We start from the raw sequence: 16,478 nt of genomic DNA, 5'->3' as shown, positions 1-16,478 counted from the left end.
ATGGGACGCCTCGTACCAGCCGTGACCCGGGCTCTCGACATACTGGAGCTCTTCCTCGACGGGGACGGCACGCTCTCCGCCCCCGACATCGTGCGCCGGCTCCAGCTGCCGCGCACCACCGTGCACGAGCTGGTCACCACGCTCTCCGCCCGGAAGTACATCGTCCCCGTGGCCGGGCAGCCCGGGCGGTACCGGCTCGGTGTGCGTCCGTACCAGCTCGGCGCCCGCTACGCCGAACACCTCGACCTCGCCGCCGAGGGACAGCAGGTCGCCCGGACCGTCGCCGAGACCTGCGACGAGACGGTGCACGTGGCGATCCTGGAGGACACGGACGTCATCTACATCGCCAAGGTGGACTCCACGCACGCGGTGCGCATGGTGTCGGCGGCCGGACGCAGGCTGCCCGCCCACTGCACGTCCGTCGGCAAGATGCTGCTGGCCTCCCTCCCCGAGCCGGAGGTCGCCGCACGCTTCCCCGACGGCGCCGAACTGACCGCGATGACCCCGAACAGCATCACCGACCCGGCCGCCCTGCGCGAGGCGCTGGCCGGGATTCGCGAGCGCGGCATCGCGGTGGAGAACCGCGAGTCCAATCCGGACGTCTCCTGCGTGGCCACCCCGGTCCGCGACCGCACCGGCCGGGTCGTCGCAGCGTTGTCGATCTCCGTGCCCATGATCCGCTGGAGCGAGGAGCGCCTCGGCGAGCTGGAGCAGCTCGCCGTCAAGGGCGCCACCGACCTCTCCGAGCGCCTCGGCCACCGGAGCGCGGCATGACGCAGCACGGTACGACGGCGCAGCACGGTACGGCGGCGCAGCACGGTACGGCGGCGACCGGCACCGCGACCGGTATGGCCTACGAGGTGGCCGTCCGGGCGGAGGCGTCTCTCGGCGAGGGGCCCACCTGGGACCCGGCGACGGGCCGCCTCCTGTGGATCGACGTCCTGAACTCCCGCGTCCACACATACGACCCGACGACCGGCCGCCGCACGGTCCGCCGCACCGACCAGCACGTGGGCGCAGTCAAGCCCCGCGCCGGCGGCGGCCTCGTCCTCAACCTGCGGGACGGGATCGGTCTGCTCGACCCCGACGACACCTTCCGCTGGCTGCACCGGGAGGCCGTCCCCGGCCGCCGCGCCAACGACGCCGCAGTCGCCCCCGACGGCACGCTGTGGGCCGGCACCATGCGCTACGACGAGGCACCCGGCGGCGGCACACTGTCCCGGGTCGCCGGGGACGGCGCGGTCGAGGGCGTCCTCGACGACGTGACGGTGAGCAACGGCACCGGCTGGAGCCCCGACGGCCGGCTCATGTACTACGTCGACACACCGACCCGCCGTATCGACGTCTTCGACGTCGCCACAGGGGAGGGCGGCCGGGTCACGGGGCGCCGTCCTCTGGCCACGATCGAGGACGGCGCCGGTTTCCCCGACGGTCTGTGTGTCGACGCCGAAGGCTGTGTGTGGGTCGCCCTGTGGGACGGCGGCGCGGTACGCCGCTACACCCCGTCCGGTGACCTGGACCGGGTGATCCCCCTCCCGGTCCCCCGGGTCACGGCCTGTGCCTTCGGCGGCCCGGACCTGGCCGATCTGTACATCACCACGGCCCGGGTGGGTCTGACGGCCCCGCATCCGCTGGCGGGCTCGGTCCTGGTGGTGCCGGGCGCGGGTCAGGGGACGCCCCAGCCGGCGTTCGCGGGTTGAGCGCGAGACGCGCGACCGGTCCGCGAGGCGTGCGCGCGTGCGGAAGGCGGCATGCCTAGAGCGGCATCCCGGCGGCCTCGCGCTCGCGCTTCGTCAGCGGTGGTCCGCTCAGCTCCGGCTTGAGCGGACCGGCCGCCGCGGCCGTCAGTACGCTCGGTGCCAGCAGTATGTGCGCGCCCCGCTCCAGCGCCATCACGTCCGTCACCCGGCGGGCGACGCGCCCGTTGCCCGTGGCGGTGTACGCGAGCCGCCCGACGTAGGCCGCGGACAGCCGCTCCCGCAGTGATGGTCCGCCCTGCGCGGCCCCGGGGAAGAACACGTCCTGCCCGACGGCGAGTTCCCACGCGGCGCCCGCCGGCCGTGCGACGGCCCGCTGGGCCGACCGGGCCAGCTCCGGTGCGTGCCAGCCGGACCGGCCGAGCACCGAGCGGAGCGCGAGCGCGCTCTGCGCCGCCACCGACATCCCGTGTCCGTAGACCGGGTTGAAGGCGGCCAGCGCGTCCCCGAGCACCACGAGGTTCTCCGGCCACCCGGGCATCCGCTCGTAGAAGTGGCGCCGGTTGGCGGTGGTCCGCGTGATCGACACGTCACCCAGCGGCTCCGCCCCGGCCAGCAGCTCGCCTATCACCGGGTGGCGCAGTTCCCTGCGGGCGTACCGCTCGAAGTCCCCGGCGTCCGTGGTCGGTTCGCCGCCGCGGGTGCCGTACAGCGTGACGAGCCACCGTCCGTCCTCGACGGGGAGCAGGACCCCGCCCCGGCCCGGCCCCCGGGACCGCGGGTCCAGCTGCACGTTGACCACGGGGAAGCCGTCGCGGGCGCCCTCCGGAGCCCGGTACAGGCGGCTGGCGTAGACCACGCCCGCGTCCACCCGCCGTGTCCTCGGCGCGGGCAGCCCCAGTTCCGCCAGCCACCGCGGGGTGCGCGAGGCGCGTCCGGTGGCGTCGACGACCAGGCCGGCGCGGAGCGTGCGCTCGGGTGCGTCACCCACCCGCACGCGTACTCCCGTCACGGTGCCGTCCGGGCAGCCGAGCCCGAGCGCCTCGGCGTGCTCGACGACCTCGATCCGTTCGTCGGCGCACACCAGCGCGCGGACGGTGGCGTCCAGCAGGTCGCGGGTGCACAGCAGCATCCCGTGCGACTCGTCCCACCTCCGGTACCAGCCCTGGGGGGAGAGCACCACCATGTCCGTGGTGACCGGCAGCCGGTGCGCCCCCGCCCGCCGGAGCCGGTCGGTGACGCCCGGCAGGAGCTCCTCCAGCGCGCGGGCTCCGCCCGACCACAACTGGTGGGCGTGCCGGGCCTGGGGCAGTCCCCGGCGCGGGCGCGGCCCGGTGGGCAGCGCGTCGCGCTCGACAACGGTGACCCGGCCGGCGTACGGCGCCAGGGCACGGGCGGCGAGCATGCCGGAGAGCGAGCCGCCGAGAACGACGGCACCGGTGGGGCGTTGACTCATGTGCGGGCGCTCTCTGTGGGGGCGGCCGCACGGGCGCGTACCGCCTCGATCTCGTCGGGACGGCGCAGTGCCCGGGACGTGGCGCCGATGTCGTGGAGCAGGTCCGTGCTGTCCACCTCGCCGGTGCCGTCCTCGCGCGGTGGCGGTTGCCGCCCGTCGGCCACGGCCTCCAGGATCACCACCGCCGCGGCCAGGGCCTTGGCCCGCTCCGGCGTGAAACCGAGGGACAGGGCCGCCTCGTACGACCGCCGCCGCCGGCCCTCGTCGATGTGCCGGGACAGGGGGAGCAGCGCGTCCCGGATGAACGTCTCGCGGCGGATGAGGCGCAGTTCCGGCGTGGAGCGCGGGACGAAGGGCGCGCGGGGGCCGCCGACCGACCGCATCAGGTGGTACAGCGGCCGCAGTTCGCGGTGGGCGAGCCTGACCAGGCGGCGTTCGCGCAGGTACTGGCCGGTGTGCGGAAGGATGAAGCCCAGCGCGATCACGATGGCGGACAGGCAGGCGACGGGCGGTGCCAGGTCGGTGCTGAGCCAGTCGGCCTCGTGGCCGGTCCAGCGGGCCGCGACGGCGGTGAGCTTGGCGGCGTCGAAGACCAGGTTCAGCGCGTAGCCGACGCCGAGGAACATCAGCCCCCAGCGCAGCCAGGCGTCCAGGCCGTCGGTGCGCACCCAGTTCCAGAGCAGCCAGGACGTGATCAGGACGGCCACGGTGTGGGCGAGCAGGTAGAGCAGGATCTGCTCGCGCATGAAGGGGGTCGTGGCGTAGTACGTGTCCAGGTCCCGCAGGCGTTCCACGGGCGCGTCGGCGAGGGCGAACAGCGTCCACAGGGCGACGATCACTCCCGAGTAGACACAGACCACCCAGCGCACGGCGCGACGTTTGGCCGCCGCGCGGTCGGAGGGCCCGTTGCGCCAGGTGATGATCAGCAGCAGGCAGGAACCGCAGAAGGCGGTCAGCAGGGAGTACACCCATGGCGCCGAGATGTTGGGCACGCCGGTGACCCGGTTGGTCCAGGCGATGGTCGAGGGGGCCGCGAAGACGAACACCGCGCAGGCGAGGATCAGCAGGCCGCCGACCGCGCGCAGCAGCGGGTCCCGCCAGAGCCGGATCACGGTGGGTAGTTTGATGGCCAGCGCAGTGGTCAGGACCGCGGCCGGGATCCAGAAGGAGATGTACAACTCGTCGAGGAGGCCGGGGAGTTCGAGCGCCGATACGACGGCGGCGCCGGTCGCCGGGAGGTCCGCCGTCACCGTGACGCACCTCTCCGTCCACGGTAGCCGAGCGACCTCTGGACGGGGTGGGGGGACGTGTCGTCCGGCCGCCCGCGCAGCAGGGGCCGGCACGCGGCGGCGAGGCGGTGCCCGAAGTCGTCGGCGGCGGCCTCGTCGTCCTGCCGGGAGCCGTCGCGGGCGGCCGCGACCAGTGCCACGTCCGTCCAGCCGGGCCGGTCGGCCAGGGCGCGGGCGGCGGCCGTGCCGACGCCGTGGTGGTGGCGGTGCCCGGCGTGGATGTGCCACAACTCATGGCCGAGAACGACCAGTTGCTGCACCGCCTCGGCCCGCTCCTCGACGATGACCAGGTCGCGGTCGTGGAACTCGACCCACAGTCCGGTGACCAGCAGTTCGTCGGGGAACCGCTCGAAGCGCAGCTCGACGGGCCGTCCGGCGCGGCGCGCGGCCATCTCCGCGCACAGCGCGTGGCACAGCTCCCGCACGTCCCGCGGCGAGCGGTGCGCCGTGCGGACCGCGGCGGCGAGGTCGGCCGCCAGGCCGTCGGCAGAGCCGTCCCGCGCGCGCTTGAGCGCGGCGGCGGCCCGGGCAGCCCACCCGCACACGCCCGCGAGGTTCATCCTTCCCCCTCCTCAACGCCGGTCAGGTCAGGAGCCCTCCGAGGTTAGCGCCCACGTCTGCCCGCGTCATGCGATCCGGCGACGATCGTTCAACCGGGAACGACCGACCCGGGAACGACCGACCCGGGAACGACCGACCCGGGAACGACCGGAGGTGATCGCCGGAAACCCAACCGGAACGGCCCCCGCTCCCGGAAAGTCCTGCGCGACCCATTGACGCGCTCTCCGTGCGACCTTACGGTCCCGTTCGAAGTTACGAGCGCCATTCGATATATCGAACATCCCGAACGCACACCTTACGTTCATGACAGATGGGGCAGGGCATGGGACGACCTGGCCTGGATCGCAGGCACTTTCTGGCCGCGGCGGGCGGCCTGACGGTCGCGGGGAGCTTCGGCTTCGCGGCCCTGGGCACGGGCGCCGACGCGCTCGCCTCCGGTGCGGACACCCGCGTCAGCTACTGGAACCTCTTCAGCGGCGGCGACGGCTACAACATGATCGCGATGCTGGACTCCTTCCGTAAGGACAACCCGGGCATCGACGTGAAGGACTCCACCCTCCAGTGGGGCAGCCCCTTCTACACCAAGCTCGCCATGGCGGCCGCCGGCAACCGCGCTCCGGACCTCGGCGTCATGCACCTGGGCCGCGTCACCGGCTTCTCGCCCGGTCGTCTCCTGGACCCCTGGGACGTCGGCCTGCTCGCCAAGTACGGCGTGAGGGAGGCGGACTTCAACCCCGAGCTGTGGAAGCGCGCCGTCATCGACGGCAAGCTCTACGCCCTCCCGCTCGACATCCACGTCCAGCTCTGCTTCTACCGCAAGGACGTGCTGAAGAAGGCGGGTCTGCTCGGCGCCGACGGGCGGATGGTGCCCGTGACGTCGACCGAGGACTGGTTCGACATGCTCAAGGAGGCCAAGAAGGCCACCAAGAAGGGCCTGCAGACCATCGGCTTCTGGCACAACGACCAGAACTTCCAGTGGTGGGACTTCGTCGCCTTCTACACCCAGCTCGGCGGCACCTGGTTCAACGACGACAAGACCGAGATCACCTTCGACACCGACAAGGCCACCCAGGTCCTGGAATTCCTGCGCCGGCACATCGCCGACGGCTACGCCGACCCGGGTTACGGAGGCGCGGCGGGCGCCGAACAGTTCGTCAACGGCGCCCCCTTCGCCTGGGAGGGCAACTGGTCGGTGCCCGTCTTCTCCGGCGCGGAACTCGACTACGGCGCGGCCCCGCTGCCGCCCGTCTTCGGCAAGCAGGCCACCCACGCCGAGTCGCACTCCTTCGTCCTCCCGCACCAGGCCGGCCGCGGCGGCGCCACCAACGAGGCCGCGCACCAACTGGCCGCCTACGTCGTCAAGCACGCCCAGCAGTGGGCGGCCGGCGGACACATCCCCGCCTACACGCCGACCCTGTCCACGGCCGCCTACAAGGAGCTGAACCCGCAGAGCGAGTACGTCACCGCGATGGACCACCAGGCCACCGAGCCCAAGGTGTGGTTCGCCGGTTCCACCGGCATCCTCGCCCAGCGCGTCGGCCCGATCGTCGTCTCCTCGACGATGGGCTCGGCCAAGCCGGAGGCCGCCGCCCGCCGTATGAAGGGCGCGCTCACCGACCTGCTCGGCACGAAGAACCCGATGGACGGCAAAACCGCCGCGCAGGGAGGTGCGGCCGCATGACCACGACCAGCGCTGAAACGGTCATCCGCCCGGTGCGCGCGAAGACCGCCGCCGACAACGCCACCGTCCGCCGCAGGCAGGGCTTCCAGCACGGCGGCTGGTTCGTCGCCCCGTTCCTCGCCCTGTTCGCGCTCTTCGTCGTCTGGCCCCTGCTGCGCGGGCTCTACCTCAGCTTCACGGACGCCAACATCTCCGGCGACAGCGCGAGTTTCATCGGCCTGGACAACTACAGCGAGGCGCTCCAGGACCCCCTGATGTGGGACGCGCTCGGCCACAGCGCGTACTTCACGCTGCTCGTCGTGCCCTGCATCACGGTCCTCGCCTTCCTCCTCGCGATGCTGGCCCACCACATCGAGCGCGGCAAGTGGCTGTGGCGGCTCTGCTTCTTCATGCCGTTCCTGCTGCCGTCCACCGTCGCCGCCAACCTGTGGCAGTGGCTGTTCAACCCCGGCAGCGGCATGGTCAACCACGTCTTCGGCCTCGAGACGCCGTGGCTGACCGACAAGTCGTACGCGCTGCTCGCGGTCGTCATCACCACCCTGTGGTGGACGGTCGGCTTCAGCTTCCTGCTCTACCTCGCCGCTCTCCAGGGCATCCCGCTGCACCTCTACGAGGCGGCCAAGCTGGACGGCGCGAACGCCTGGCACCGCATGCTCCACATCACGCTGCCGATGCTGCGCAACATCACCGGCCTCGTCGTCGCCCTGCAGATCCTCGCCTCCCTCCAGGTCTTCGACCAGGCCGTCGTCATGCAGGACTTCGGGCCGGGCCCGGAGGAATCGACCCGCACCTTCGTGCAGTACACCCTCGAACAGGGCTTCACCAGCTACCGCGTGGGCTACGCCTCCGCGATCTCCATCATCTTCTTCGTGCTCATCGCGGCCGTCGCCCTCGCCCGGATGTGGCTGCTGCGCAACCGTGAGGAGGGCGGCCGATGACCACCGCCGCGGCGCCGACGCGCACCACACCCCGCAGAGCCTGGTCGACCGGCCAGATCGTGCTCACCGTCCTCGGCACGGCCGTCTCCGCGCTGTTCCTGGCGCCCCTGGCCTGGGCCCTGTTCACCTCGCTCAAGTCGGAGACCGAGGCCGTCGAGGTCCCGACGCACTGGCTGCCCGAGGACTGGACGGGCCAGGCGTGGACGGCCCTCTTCGAGACCGGCAACATCACCAACTGGTTCGTCAACTCCCTGGTCGTGTCGGTCTGCGTGACGACGATCGTGCTGCTGGTGAGCGCCCTGGCCGGTTACGGCTTCGCCCGCACCGAGTTCCGGGGCAAGGGCCTCCTGATGGGCGTGGTCATGGCCGGCCTCATGGTCTCCCCGGCCGTGCTCGGCGTGCCCCTGTTCACCACCGTCCAGCAGATGGGGATGGTCGACACCTACTGGGGCATGATCCTGCCGCAGTGCGCGCCCGCCGCGATGGTCTACATCCTCTACAAGTTCTTCCAGGGCATCCCGCGCGAACTGGAGGAGGCCGCCTTCATCGACGGCGCCGGCCGCTGGCGCGTCTTCTTCACCATCATCGTGCCGCTCTCCCGCCCCTCCCTCGCTGCGGTCGGCATCTTCACCTTCATCAGCTCGTGGAACAACTTCCTGTGGCCGTACATGGTGACCAACAACCCCGACCTGATGACCATGCCGAACGGCATCGCGACCGTCATGAACTCCTACGGCATCCAGTGGGCCCAGCTCATGGCCGGCGGCCTCATGGCCGGGCTGCCGCTGATCATCGTCTTCGTCTTCTTCCAACGGCAGATCGTGGCGGGCGTGGCCCACACGGGATTGGCGGGACAGTGACCGCGCGGACCGTGCGCACCGTGCGCAGAACCGCCACCGCCGTGGCGGCGGCGACCTTGATGGCCCTGCTGCCCCATACGGCACAGGCGGCGGAGAGCTACCCCGACCCGCGCCCCCTCACGGGCCAGGAGATCATCCACGACCCCACCGTCACCCGCCTCAAGGGCGGCGGCTACGTCGCCTACTCCACCGGTGGCGTCATCGGCGCCCGCCTCTCCGAGGACGGCCGGCACTGGGACGACGCGGGCAACGCCTTCGCGCAGCCCCCAGGCTGGTGGTACGAGTACAACGACACCGGCGACCCGTGGGCCCCGGACATCTCCTACCGCGCCGGCCGTTACTGGCTGTACTACGCGGTCTCCTCCTGGGGCACCAACCACTCCGCGATCGGCGTCGCCACCTCCCGCACGGGCCTGCCCGGCACCTGGACCGACCACGGCAAGGTCTTCTCCTCCGAGACGACCGACACGTGGAACGCCATCGACCCGGCGGTCATCCAGGCCGACGGCCGTCTGTGGATGTCCTTCGGCTCCTACTGGAGCGGCATCCGCATGGTCGAGCTGGACCGGCAGACCGGCAAGGCCGTCCAGGGCGCGGAGGTCCACCACCTGGCCACCCGCCCGGACGAGCCGTACGCCGTCGAAGGCCCGGAGATCGTCGAGCACGGCCGCCACTACTACCTCTTCGCGTCGTACGACGCCTGCTGCCAGGGTGTGGACAGCACGTACAGGATCAAGGTCGGCAGGTCCACGGACATCAGGGGCCCCTACGTCGACAGCACCGGCACCCCGATGCTCGAGGGCGGCGGCGACCTCCTCCTGGAAGGCCACGGCCGCCACATCGGCACGGGCGGCCAGTCCGTCTTCCGCGACCGGGGCCGGGACTGGCTGGCGTACCACTACTACGACGCCGAGGACGAAGGCACGCCCAAGCTCGGGCTGAACGCCTTGACCTGGACCAAGGACGGCCGGCCGAAGGTCTCTTGAGAGCACGGCCGGCCACAACGAACCCGCGGACACACGCGAACCTCTGGAAAGGCAGACATGCGAACCGCCCGCTTCACCCTCGACCCCGCCTTCACCGTCGGTGAGGTCAACCCCCGCCTCTTCGGCTCCTTCGTGGAACACCTCGGCCGCTGCGTGTACACCGGCATCTTCGAACCGGGCCACCCCACCGCGGACGAGTCGGGCCTGCGCCAGGACGTGCTCGACCTCGTCCGCGAACTCGGCGTCACCGCCATCCGCTACCCCGGCGGCAACTTCGTCTCCGGCTACAAGTGGGAGGACTCCGTCGGCCCGGTCGAGAACCGCCCCCGCCGCCTCGACCTGGCCTGGCGCTCCACGGAGACCAACCGCTTCGGCCTCTCCGAGTACATCGCCTTCCTCAAGAAGATCGGCCCCCAGGCCGAACCGATGATGGCGGTCAACCTCGGCACCCGCGGCGTCGCCGAGGCCCTCGAACTCCAGGAGTACGCCAACCACCCCTCCGGCACCGCGCTCTCCGACCTGCGCGCCGAGCACGGCGACAAGGACCCCTTCGGCATCAGGCTCTGGTGCCTGGGCAACGAGATGGACGGCCCCTGGCAGACCGGTCACAAGACCGCCGAGGAGTACGGCCGCGTCGCCGCCGAGACCGCCCGCGCCATGCGCCAGATCGACCCCGGCCTCGAACTCGTCGCCTGCGGCTCATCCGGCCAGTCCATGGAGACCTTCGCCGAGTGGGAGGCGACGGTCCTCAAGGAGACGTACGACCTGGTCGACCACATCTCCCTGCACGCCTACTACGAGCCGTTCGACGGCGACGTCGACTCCTTCCTCGCCTCGGCCGTGGACATGGAGTCGTTCATCGAGAACGTCGTCGCCACCTGCGACCACATCGGCGCCCGCCTCAAGTCCAAGAAGAGGATCAACCTCTCCTTCGACGAGTGGAACGTCTGGTACATGGCCAAGACCCAGGCCGAGGTCAGCGCCCTGGACTGGCCCGAGGCCCCCCGCCTGCTGGAGGACAACTACAGCGTCACCGACGCGGTCGTCTTCGGCTCGCTCCTCATCGCCCTGCTGCGGCACGCCGACCGCGTCACCGTCGCCTGCCTCGCCCAGCTCGTCAACGTCATCGCCCCGATCATGACCGAGCCGGGCGGGGCGGCCTGGCGTCAGACGACCTTCTTCCCGTTCGCGCAGGCCTCGAAGTACGGCCGCGGCGAGGTCCTCGACGTCCGGGTGGACTCACCGAGGTACGAGACGAAGAAGTACGGCGAGGCCGACCTGCTGCACGCCACCGCCGTGCGCGCCGAGGACGGCTCGGTCACCGTCTTCGCCGTCAACCGCTCGCGCACCGATTCGCTGCCGCTCGACGTCGCCCTGAGCGGCCTGGAGCTGACCGAGGTCGTCGAGCACACCGCCCTCGCGGACGCCGACCCCGACGCCCGCAACACGCTCGCCGAGCCCGAGCGGGTCGCCCCGCACCCGGCCGAGGGCACCCAGCTGCGGGACGGCACGCTGACCGCCGTACTGGAGCCGCTGTCCTGGAACGTGATCCGGCTGCGCTGAGGTTGGCGGGTCCGGCGGGTCCGGCGGGTCCGGCGGGTCCGGCCGGTCCGGCCGGGGGTCAGCGGCGCGGGCCGGGGGAGGTGACCGGTTTCACCGGCACCCCTCCGGCCGCGCCGCCCAGCAGTTTCAGCCTGACCGTCCCCGGTCCCGACACGGAGTCGCCGCCGGCCAGGACCGCGATCGCCAGGGTGTTGGCGGCGGCGCGGGTGCGCAGGATGCCGTTCGGCAGGACGAAGGTGTGCGGCTCGCCCGCCGGGCCGCCCACGTACTCGCCCATGTTCCAGCCGTTGAGGAAGACCTGGGCGCGGTAGTCGCGGTCCGGACGGTCGCGGTCCGGACGGTCGCGGTCCGGGCGGTCGTGGTCGTGATCGGGGGTCCCGTCCTGACCGTCGTGGTCCCGGCCGTCGTCGAGGACGAGTCCGACCGAGGCGTCGACGTCCGGCGGGACGTCCAGCCGGAAGGTGGTCCGGTACCAGGTCACGCCCTGACGCCGGTCCGTCCGGGGAAGGGCCACGGGCTCCCAGCCGCCGTCGTCGTACCCGGGCAGATACCAGCCGTGCCGCTCCCCGAACAGCCCGCCGTGGTTGAGCGGCCCGCGCACCGGGTCGGGCGCGGCGGCCCCCTGGATCCGCCACGTCACCTTCGGCGACGCACCCTCGAAGGCGACCGACGTCAGCCCGCGGGCCGCCTGGTACGCGTCCTGGTCGTGCTGGGTGCGCCGGACGAGGACGGACAGGACGGGGGAGGCGCCGGGCTTCTTCCCGAGCGCCTCCCGCGCTTCCTCCGGCAGCCGGAAGCCGGCCGTGGCGGTCCACGTGCCCTTGCCGCCGTCGTCCTCGCGGCCCATGCGATGGGTGCCCAGCGGCTCCCCGTCCAGCCAGGCCATCAGCATCCCCCGCGCGCCCGTGCTGTAGGCGAGGGACACCGACTCCAGGCCCGCGCCGCCGCTGAGCCGGCCCCGGTACCAGACGTCGCCGTAGTGGAAGCCGTAGTCGTCGGCGAAGAGCACGGGCTGCCCGTCGGGCACGGGGGTCGTGCTGTACGACGTCCGCCGGTCGGCGACCGCCCACCCCGAGTCGTCGTAGCCGGGGGCGGACTCCGGGTTCTCGGCGCGGCGCCGCCAGCCGTCCAGCGCGGGCAGCACCAGCTCGGGCACGCCGGGCAGCGGCCGGGCGGCCAGCAGGCTGTGGGCACGGCTGCCCGACGTACTGACCGCGCTGCCGTTCCAGGTCACGTGGGTGATGCCGCGCGGCGCCCACACCTCGAGAGGGCACTCCTCGACGGTGTCACCGGTCAGCCGGATCGTGGCACCGTCCAGGGCGACGTCGCGCAGCAGCGCCGGGCCGTGCACCAGGACGCGGCCGGACGGGGTCTCGTAGGGCCACAGCCGCAGCGAGGCGGCGTCGTCCGCGACGAGCAGGATCAGGGTGCGGTCGGACTTGCCGCTGCGCACCCGCACCCGGGTCAGCCTGTTCTCCCCGAGGGGCACCATGACGTGCAGCTTTCCGTGGTCGACCACCCAGGCGGCCTCCTCGTCCAGCCGGGTCGGCCACGGCTCGTGCGGGCACTCCAGCACCAGGTGCGCCATCTCGCCGGCCCGGCCCACGAAGGCGGCGATGTCCAGCCGCCCGACGCTCATGGAGAGCATGGGCTGCACGGTGGCGTACGCCAGTTTCCGCCCCGCGCCCAGGTGGAGCCCGGTGGCGAACAGTTTGGCGTCCCGGGCGGGGACGGTGACCTCCACGTCGGTCCCGCCCATCGGTACCTTCGACGTGACGTCGGTCTCCGAGTCGTTGCGCACGACGTAGGCGTGGGTGCCGGTGTCCGGGTTGGCCAGGTGCCGCACCCTGATCCGGGCGTCCGAGGCCCCGACCCGCCGCGCCTCCTCCATCCGGGTGAAATCGGGAACGTTGCGCAGCAGCTGTCCCAGCTGGTGGAGGGGGGCCATCTTGTCCGTCGGCCGACGTGCCTCGTCGATCGCCGCCGTGGGGTCGTACGTGGGCGTGGGAGCGGACGGCGCGGGCAGCCAGCCCCACGAGGTGCCGCCGAACGCGGTGTGGATGTTGTGCAGCGTGATCCCGTGCGCGAGGTGGGCGAGATGGACGCGGCGCGCCTCGGCGGCGTCCCGGGTCCGCTCCACCTCTCCCCAGGCGACCGGGGTGTCGGCGTGCAGGAGCGGTACGTCGATGCCGTCGGCGCGGAGCCTGTCGTGCAGGCGGGTCAGGCGGGCCCGCTGCGGGGCGTCGACCTGGTAGAGCAGGACCGTGCCCGTGCCCCGGGTGTACTGGTGCCGGGCGGCGACGGCGTTGACGCGGCTCAGCCACTCGTCGGCGTGGCGCAGATGGGCGGGGTCGGGAGTGCGGGCCCGGCCCTCGGTGGCCGTCAGCCAGCCGGGCAGGCCGCCCGCGTCCACGTCTGCGCCGATGTACGGGCCGGGCCGCAGGACGACGTACATCCGGGTCTCGGCGGCCGTGCGCAGGAAGAGGTCCAGGTCGCGGACGCCGGTGAAGTCGTACTCACCGGGGGCGGGGGAGTGCTGGTTCCAGGCGAGACGGACGCTGACCGAGTTGTACCCGTATGCCCGCATCTTCTGCAGCACGTCCCGCCACAGCGACGGGCTCGGCAGCCGGAAGGGGTGCATCTCGCCGGACCACAGGGCGAGGCGTCTGCCGTCGATCAGCAGGGAGTACCGGTCCAGGGCGACGCGGTGACGCACGCCGTCGGCGCCGGGCGGCCCGGGCGGCGGCCCGGTGGGCACGGGGCCGCGGGCGCCGGAGCGGGGCAGTGCCTGGCTGCTCACGCTGCCGCCCAGCGCGAGACCGAGGACGGTGGTGCCCGCGAGGGCGCTGAACGCTCGTCTGCTGAGCCTGCTGAGCTCCAAGGCAGCCTCTCCTGTTGCCGTGCTTCTCGTGCTGCGCTGCCGGGCCATTCTCCACAAGGACGCCGGGATACGTTAAACGGCCGGAGTTCGATCTGTTCGCGCCCCGGGGCGTGCGTGCGACGCGACCGCCCTGTGGATGGCATGTGCACAATCGACGGATGCTGCCCGGGCGGCCGGTACCGGCAGGCGCGGACGCGTCCGCCGATCGGGCGGCGTCAGCGGGACGGCCCGCGCTCCTCGATCTCGTCCGCGCACTCGCGGGGCACCGCCACGTCGGCCGGAAACCGCCCTGCCCGCCCGGCCTCGGCGCGGCTCTGCTCGACGCGGTCCGCGATCTCGTGGCAGACGACGGTGTACGTCTCCCTCTGCTACCTCTGCGCCTCCCCCGGCGTCGGCTCCTCGGCCGGGTACCACCCGAACTCCTCCGGGGACGGCCCGGCGTCGAGAGCGGCGGTGGCGACGAGGCCGGCCAGACACAGCCCCGCCCACACGCCGACGACGATCCGCCGGTCCACGGTCACTTCGTGGTGTACGTGAGGAAGTCGGCCCAGACGGCGGGGGAGAGACGGAGCTGGGGGCCCTGCGTGTGCTTGGAGTCGCGGACGTGGACGGTGTGGGGGAGGGTGGCTGTCTCTACGCAGTCGCCGTCGCCGCTGCTGCTGTAGCTCGACTTGAACCAGACCAGTTCGCCGGTGCTCATAGGTCTCCTCGCATCCGCTGCAACAGGCTCACGGAGTCCGGAACGGTGAGAGCCTGCGAACGCATACTCGCATACCGTTTCAGGCGGCAGCCCGGCTCGCTCGACGAGCACGGCCGCGGCCTGGCGTTGGTCGACGCGCTCGCCGATCGCTGGGAGGTGCTGGACCGCGAGCCGCCCGCCAAGACCGTGCGGGCGGAGGTCGACGTGCCGGGCTGGTTGTCGCTCGTCCGGGCGCTCGGTGCCGGCTGACGCAGGGTCAGGACCCGCTCGGTCGGCACACCAGGGGCTTGTCCAGTTCGGAGCAGGGGCGGTGGCCCTCGGCGCGGATGATGTCCTTGCCGACCTCGTTGGCGAGGTAGCGCAGGAAGCCCGCGGCGATCGAGTCCGCCGGGGGTTCGCCGTAGGTGTAGGCGATCTCCGTCTCCCAGAAGGGATACGCCCCCTGGTCGGCGCCCTCCAGTGTCGCGGGGTAGCCGTCGATGCGGACCTGCCGTACGTCCTTGTGGGCCTCGGCGAGGCCGACCTCGCTGTAGCCGAGGGCGCCGGGGGTCGAGGTGACGGTGTTCAGCAGGGTCTGGGTCTTGTTGACCTCGCAGCGATTGGACCGGCTCATGTCCATGCCCCTGCAGTCGCTCGTCGTGACCGCCGGCAGGGGGCGGTCGTCCAGGACCTGCCGCTGGAGGGTGGTGCGGGTGCCGGAGCCCGGGTGGCGGCCGACGAGCTGGACGGGCAGGTCCTCGCCGTTCACCTGCTCCCAGTTGGTGATCCTCCCGGCGTAGAGGTCCCGGACCTGCTTCAGGGACAGGTCCTGGACGCCGGTGTCCTTGTTCACGACCAGGGTGAACAGGGACAGGGCGACAGGGCGGGGCAGGAGCCGGGTGCGGCCGGGGGACTTGGGGCCGTCGCTGAACGTCAACCGGTCGCCGAGCCCTTCGTCACCCTTCGGCTTGGCCTTGTCCCCGGCCGTGGCGAGTGCGTCCAGCCCCGGGACACTGCCCTCGAACTGGCTGTCGGACAGGGGTATGCGCGCGCCTGGGCAGGTCTTCGTGTACTGCTCGGCGGCCGACTCCAGGACCGGCTTGAACGCCGTGGAGCCCGTCAGGTGCAGCGTCCCCTCGGCGCAGTCCAGCGGCGCGGCCATGGCGTCCTCGCTCCGGGCGAACGTGGACACGGACTGGGCGACGCTCACCAGGACGAGCAGGGCCAGGAGCCAGCGGACCGGCCGGGACGCGAAGGGGTAGTACTCCGTCCTCTTGATGGTCCCGCCGCGGACCCCGCCCACGATGCCCGCGGTGACCTGCGGATCGGGGAAGTCGGTCTCGGTGAAGCCGGGCAAGCGGTCCAGGACCGCCAGCACCTTGTAGTGCGCCCGGCGGTTGAGCTTCACCTTGGGCAGCCTGATGACACCGTCCGTGGCCCCGAGGCCCGGCGTTCCCGGCGTGAAGAAGTCGCGCAGCACGGTGTGGCTGCACTCCGTCACGACCATGCCGACCACGCGGCGGCCCGGGAACGCCACGCGTATGCCCACCGCGTCGTTGGCGGGAGCCACGTAGTCCTCCTCGACTATCGGGGTCCAGCCGACGTTCTCGATGCGCAGCAGGGCGACGGACGGGTCGCGCAGGTGGGCGCCGTCCCACTGCATGCGCTGGAGCACCCCGGCCTCCGGGCCGGAGGACGTGGCCGAGTCCCGGGCGCTGGTGTCCATCTGGACCCGGTAACCGAGCCGTTTGCGGCCTGCGAGGAAGAACTCCCACAGGGCGGCGATCACGGGCACGGCGAGGCCGAGAACGGCGATCACCGACTCCCACGGAAAACCGTTCACGACCGACTCCCGACTCCCGGCTCAGTGGATGGGGGAGGCCATGT

At 72.1% G+C, this 16,478-nt stretch carries 15 protein-coding genes; 8 read left to right on the top strand and 7 right to left on the bottom strand.

The genetic code is table 11. The annotated features are described in order from the left end of the window. Both ABEA26_RS29690 and ABEA26_RS29685 read left to right on the top strand, forming a co-directional pair. The gene (locus ABEA26_RS29690; protein WP_345596439.1) at positions 1 to 774 is read left to right on the top strand and encodes an IclR family transcriptional regulator; all 774 of its coding nucleotides are present in this window, start codon (positions 1 to 3) and stop codon (positions 772 to 774) included. 74 nt (positions 775 to 848) lie between these two features. Beyond that, positions 849 to 1,700: an SMP-30/gluconolactonase/LRE family protein gene (locus ABEA26_RS29685; protein ID WP_345596442.1), complete on the top strand. Its 852-nt coding sequence runs from the start codon at positions 849 to 851 to the stop codon at positions 1,698 to 1,700. A 55-nt stretch (positions 1,701 to 1,755) separates the two neighbouring features. On the opposite strand, the gene ABEA26_RS29680 is transcribed toward ABEA26_RS29685, so the two are convergent. The 3 genes from ABEA26_RS29680 to ABEA26_RS29670 form a co-directional block, all read right to left on the bottom strand. Further along, entirely contained in the window at positions 1,756 to 3,153 is a 1,398-nt protein-coding gene (locus tag ABEA26_RS29680; RefSeq protein ID WP_345596437.1) for an FAD-dependent oxidoreductase, read from the bottom strand. After that, entirely contained in the window at positions 3,150 to 4,331 is a 1,182-nt protein-coding gene (locus tag ABEA26_RS29675; protein ID WP_345596441.1) for an MAB_1171c family putative transporter, read from the bottom strand. Before ABEA26_RS29675 ends, ABEA26_RS29680 begins: the two co-directional genes overlap by 4 nt. Before the next feature lie 68 nt (positions 4,332 to 4,399). Continuing rightward, positions 4,400 to 5,002 carry a toxin-antitoxin system, toxin component family protein gene (locus ABEA26_RS29670; RefSeq protein WP_345596436.1) on the bottom strand — a complete coding sequence of 201 codons (603 nt, stop codon included), beginning with the start codon at positions 5,000 to 5,002 and terminating at the stop codon, positions 4,400 to 4,402. A 323-nt stretch (positions 5,003 to 5,325) separates the two neighbouring features. Between ABEA26_RS29670 and ABEA26_RS29665 the strand changes: the two genes are divergently transcribed. The 5 genes from ABEA26_RS29665 to arfA are packed head-to-tail and all read left to right on the top strand — an operon-like array spanning position 5,326 to position 11,031. Then, on the top strand, positions 5,326 to 6,684 hold the full coding sequence (locus ABEA26_RS29665) for an extracellular solute-binding protein (protein ID WP_345596435.1): 1,359 nt from the start codon (positions 5,326 to 5,328) through the stop codon (positions 6,682 to 6,684). Then, a complete protein-coding gene (locus ABEA26_RS29660; RefSeq protein ID WP_345596434.1) occupies positions 6,681 to 7,622 on the top strand; it encodes a carbohydrate ABC transporter permease in 942 nt (313 codons plus the stop codon). Before ABEA26_RS29665 ends, ABEA26_RS29660 begins: the two co-directional genes overlap by 4 nt. Next, positions 7,619 to 8,482, top strand: a complete 864-nt coding sequence (locus tag ABEA26_RS29655) for a carbohydrate ABC transporter permease (protein WP_345596433.1) — start codon at positions 7,619 to 7,621, stop codon at positions 8,480 to 8,482. The genes ABEA26_RS29660 and ABEA26_RS29655 overlap by 4 nt, the downstream gene beginning before the upstream one ends. A gap of 59 nt (positions 8,483 to 8,541) precedes the next feature. Next, entirely contained in the window at positions 8,542 to 9,468 is a 927-nt protein-coding gene (locus tag ABEA26_RS29650; protein ID WP_345596440.1) for an arabinan endo-1,5-alpha-L-arabinosidase, read from the top strand. 57 nt (positions 9,469 to 9,525) lie between these two features. Next, complete coding sequence (arfA, locus tag ABEA26_RS29645) at positions 9,526 to 11,031, top strand: arabinosylfuranosidase ArfA (RefSeq protein ID WP_345596432.1); 1,506 nt, start codon at positions 9,526 to 9,528, stop codon at positions 11,029 to 11,031. A gap of 58 nt (positions 11,032 to 11,089) precedes the next feature. On the opposite strand, the gene ABEA26_RS29640 is transcribed toward arfA, so the two are convergent. The 3 genes from ABEA26_RS29640 to ABEA26_RS29630 all read right to left on the bottom strand — a co-directional run bounded on the left by ABEA26_RS29640 (position 11,090) and on the right by ABEA26_RS29630 (position 14,612). Then, positions 11,090 to 13,960 (bottom strand): beta-galactosidase, encoded by a 2,871-nt coding sequence (locus ABEA26_RS29640; protein WP_425587916.1) that lies wholly within the window; start codon positions 13,958 to 13,960, stop codon positions 11,090 to 11,092. A gap of 320 nt (positions 13,961 to 14,280) precedes the next feature. Beyond that, entirely contained in the window at positions 14,281 to 14,427 is a 147-nt protein-coding gene (locus ABEA26_RS29635; RefSeq protein WP_345596430.1) for a hypothetical protein, read from the bottom strand. A 2-nt stretch (positions 14,428 to 14,429) separates the two neighbouring features. Continuing rightward, a complete protein-coding gene (locus ABEA26_RS29630; RefSeq protein WP_345596429.1) occupies positions 14,430 to 14,612 on the bottom strand; it encodes a DUF397 domain-containing protein in 183 nt (60 codons plus the stop codon). A 45-nt stretch (positions 14,613 to 14,657) separates the two neighbouring features. Here ABEA26_RS29630 and ABEA26_RS29625 point away from each other — a divergent pair, with 45 nt between their 5' ends. Next, positions 14,658 to 14,861 carry an ATP-binding protein gene (locus ABEA26_RS29625; RefSeq protein WP_425587915.1) on the top strand — a complete coding sequence of 68 codons (204 nt, stop codon included), beginning with the start codon at positions 14,658 to 14,660 and terminating at the stop codon, positions 14,859 to 14,861. A gap of 7 nt (positions 14,862 to 14,868) precedes the next feature. On the opposite strand, the gene ABEA26_RS29620 is transcribed toward ABEA26_RS29625, so the two are convergent. Beyond that, a complete protein-coding gene (locus ABEA26_RS29620) occupies positions 14,869 to 16,434 on the bottom strand; it encodes a substrate-binding domain-containing protein (RefSeq protein ID WP_345596428.1) in 1,566 nt (521 codons plus the stop codon). Positions 16,435 to 16,478: the final 44 nt, after the last annotated feature.

It is taken from the genome of Streptomyces marokkonensis (assembly GCF_039539045.1).
Lineage (GTDB): Bacteria > Actinomycetota > Actinomycetes > Streptomycetales > Streptomycetaceae > Streptomyces > Streptomyces marokkonensis.
The sequence above is the reverse complement of the archived record's forward strand: the minus strand, read 5'-3'. Positions and strand labels throughout refer to the sequence as shown.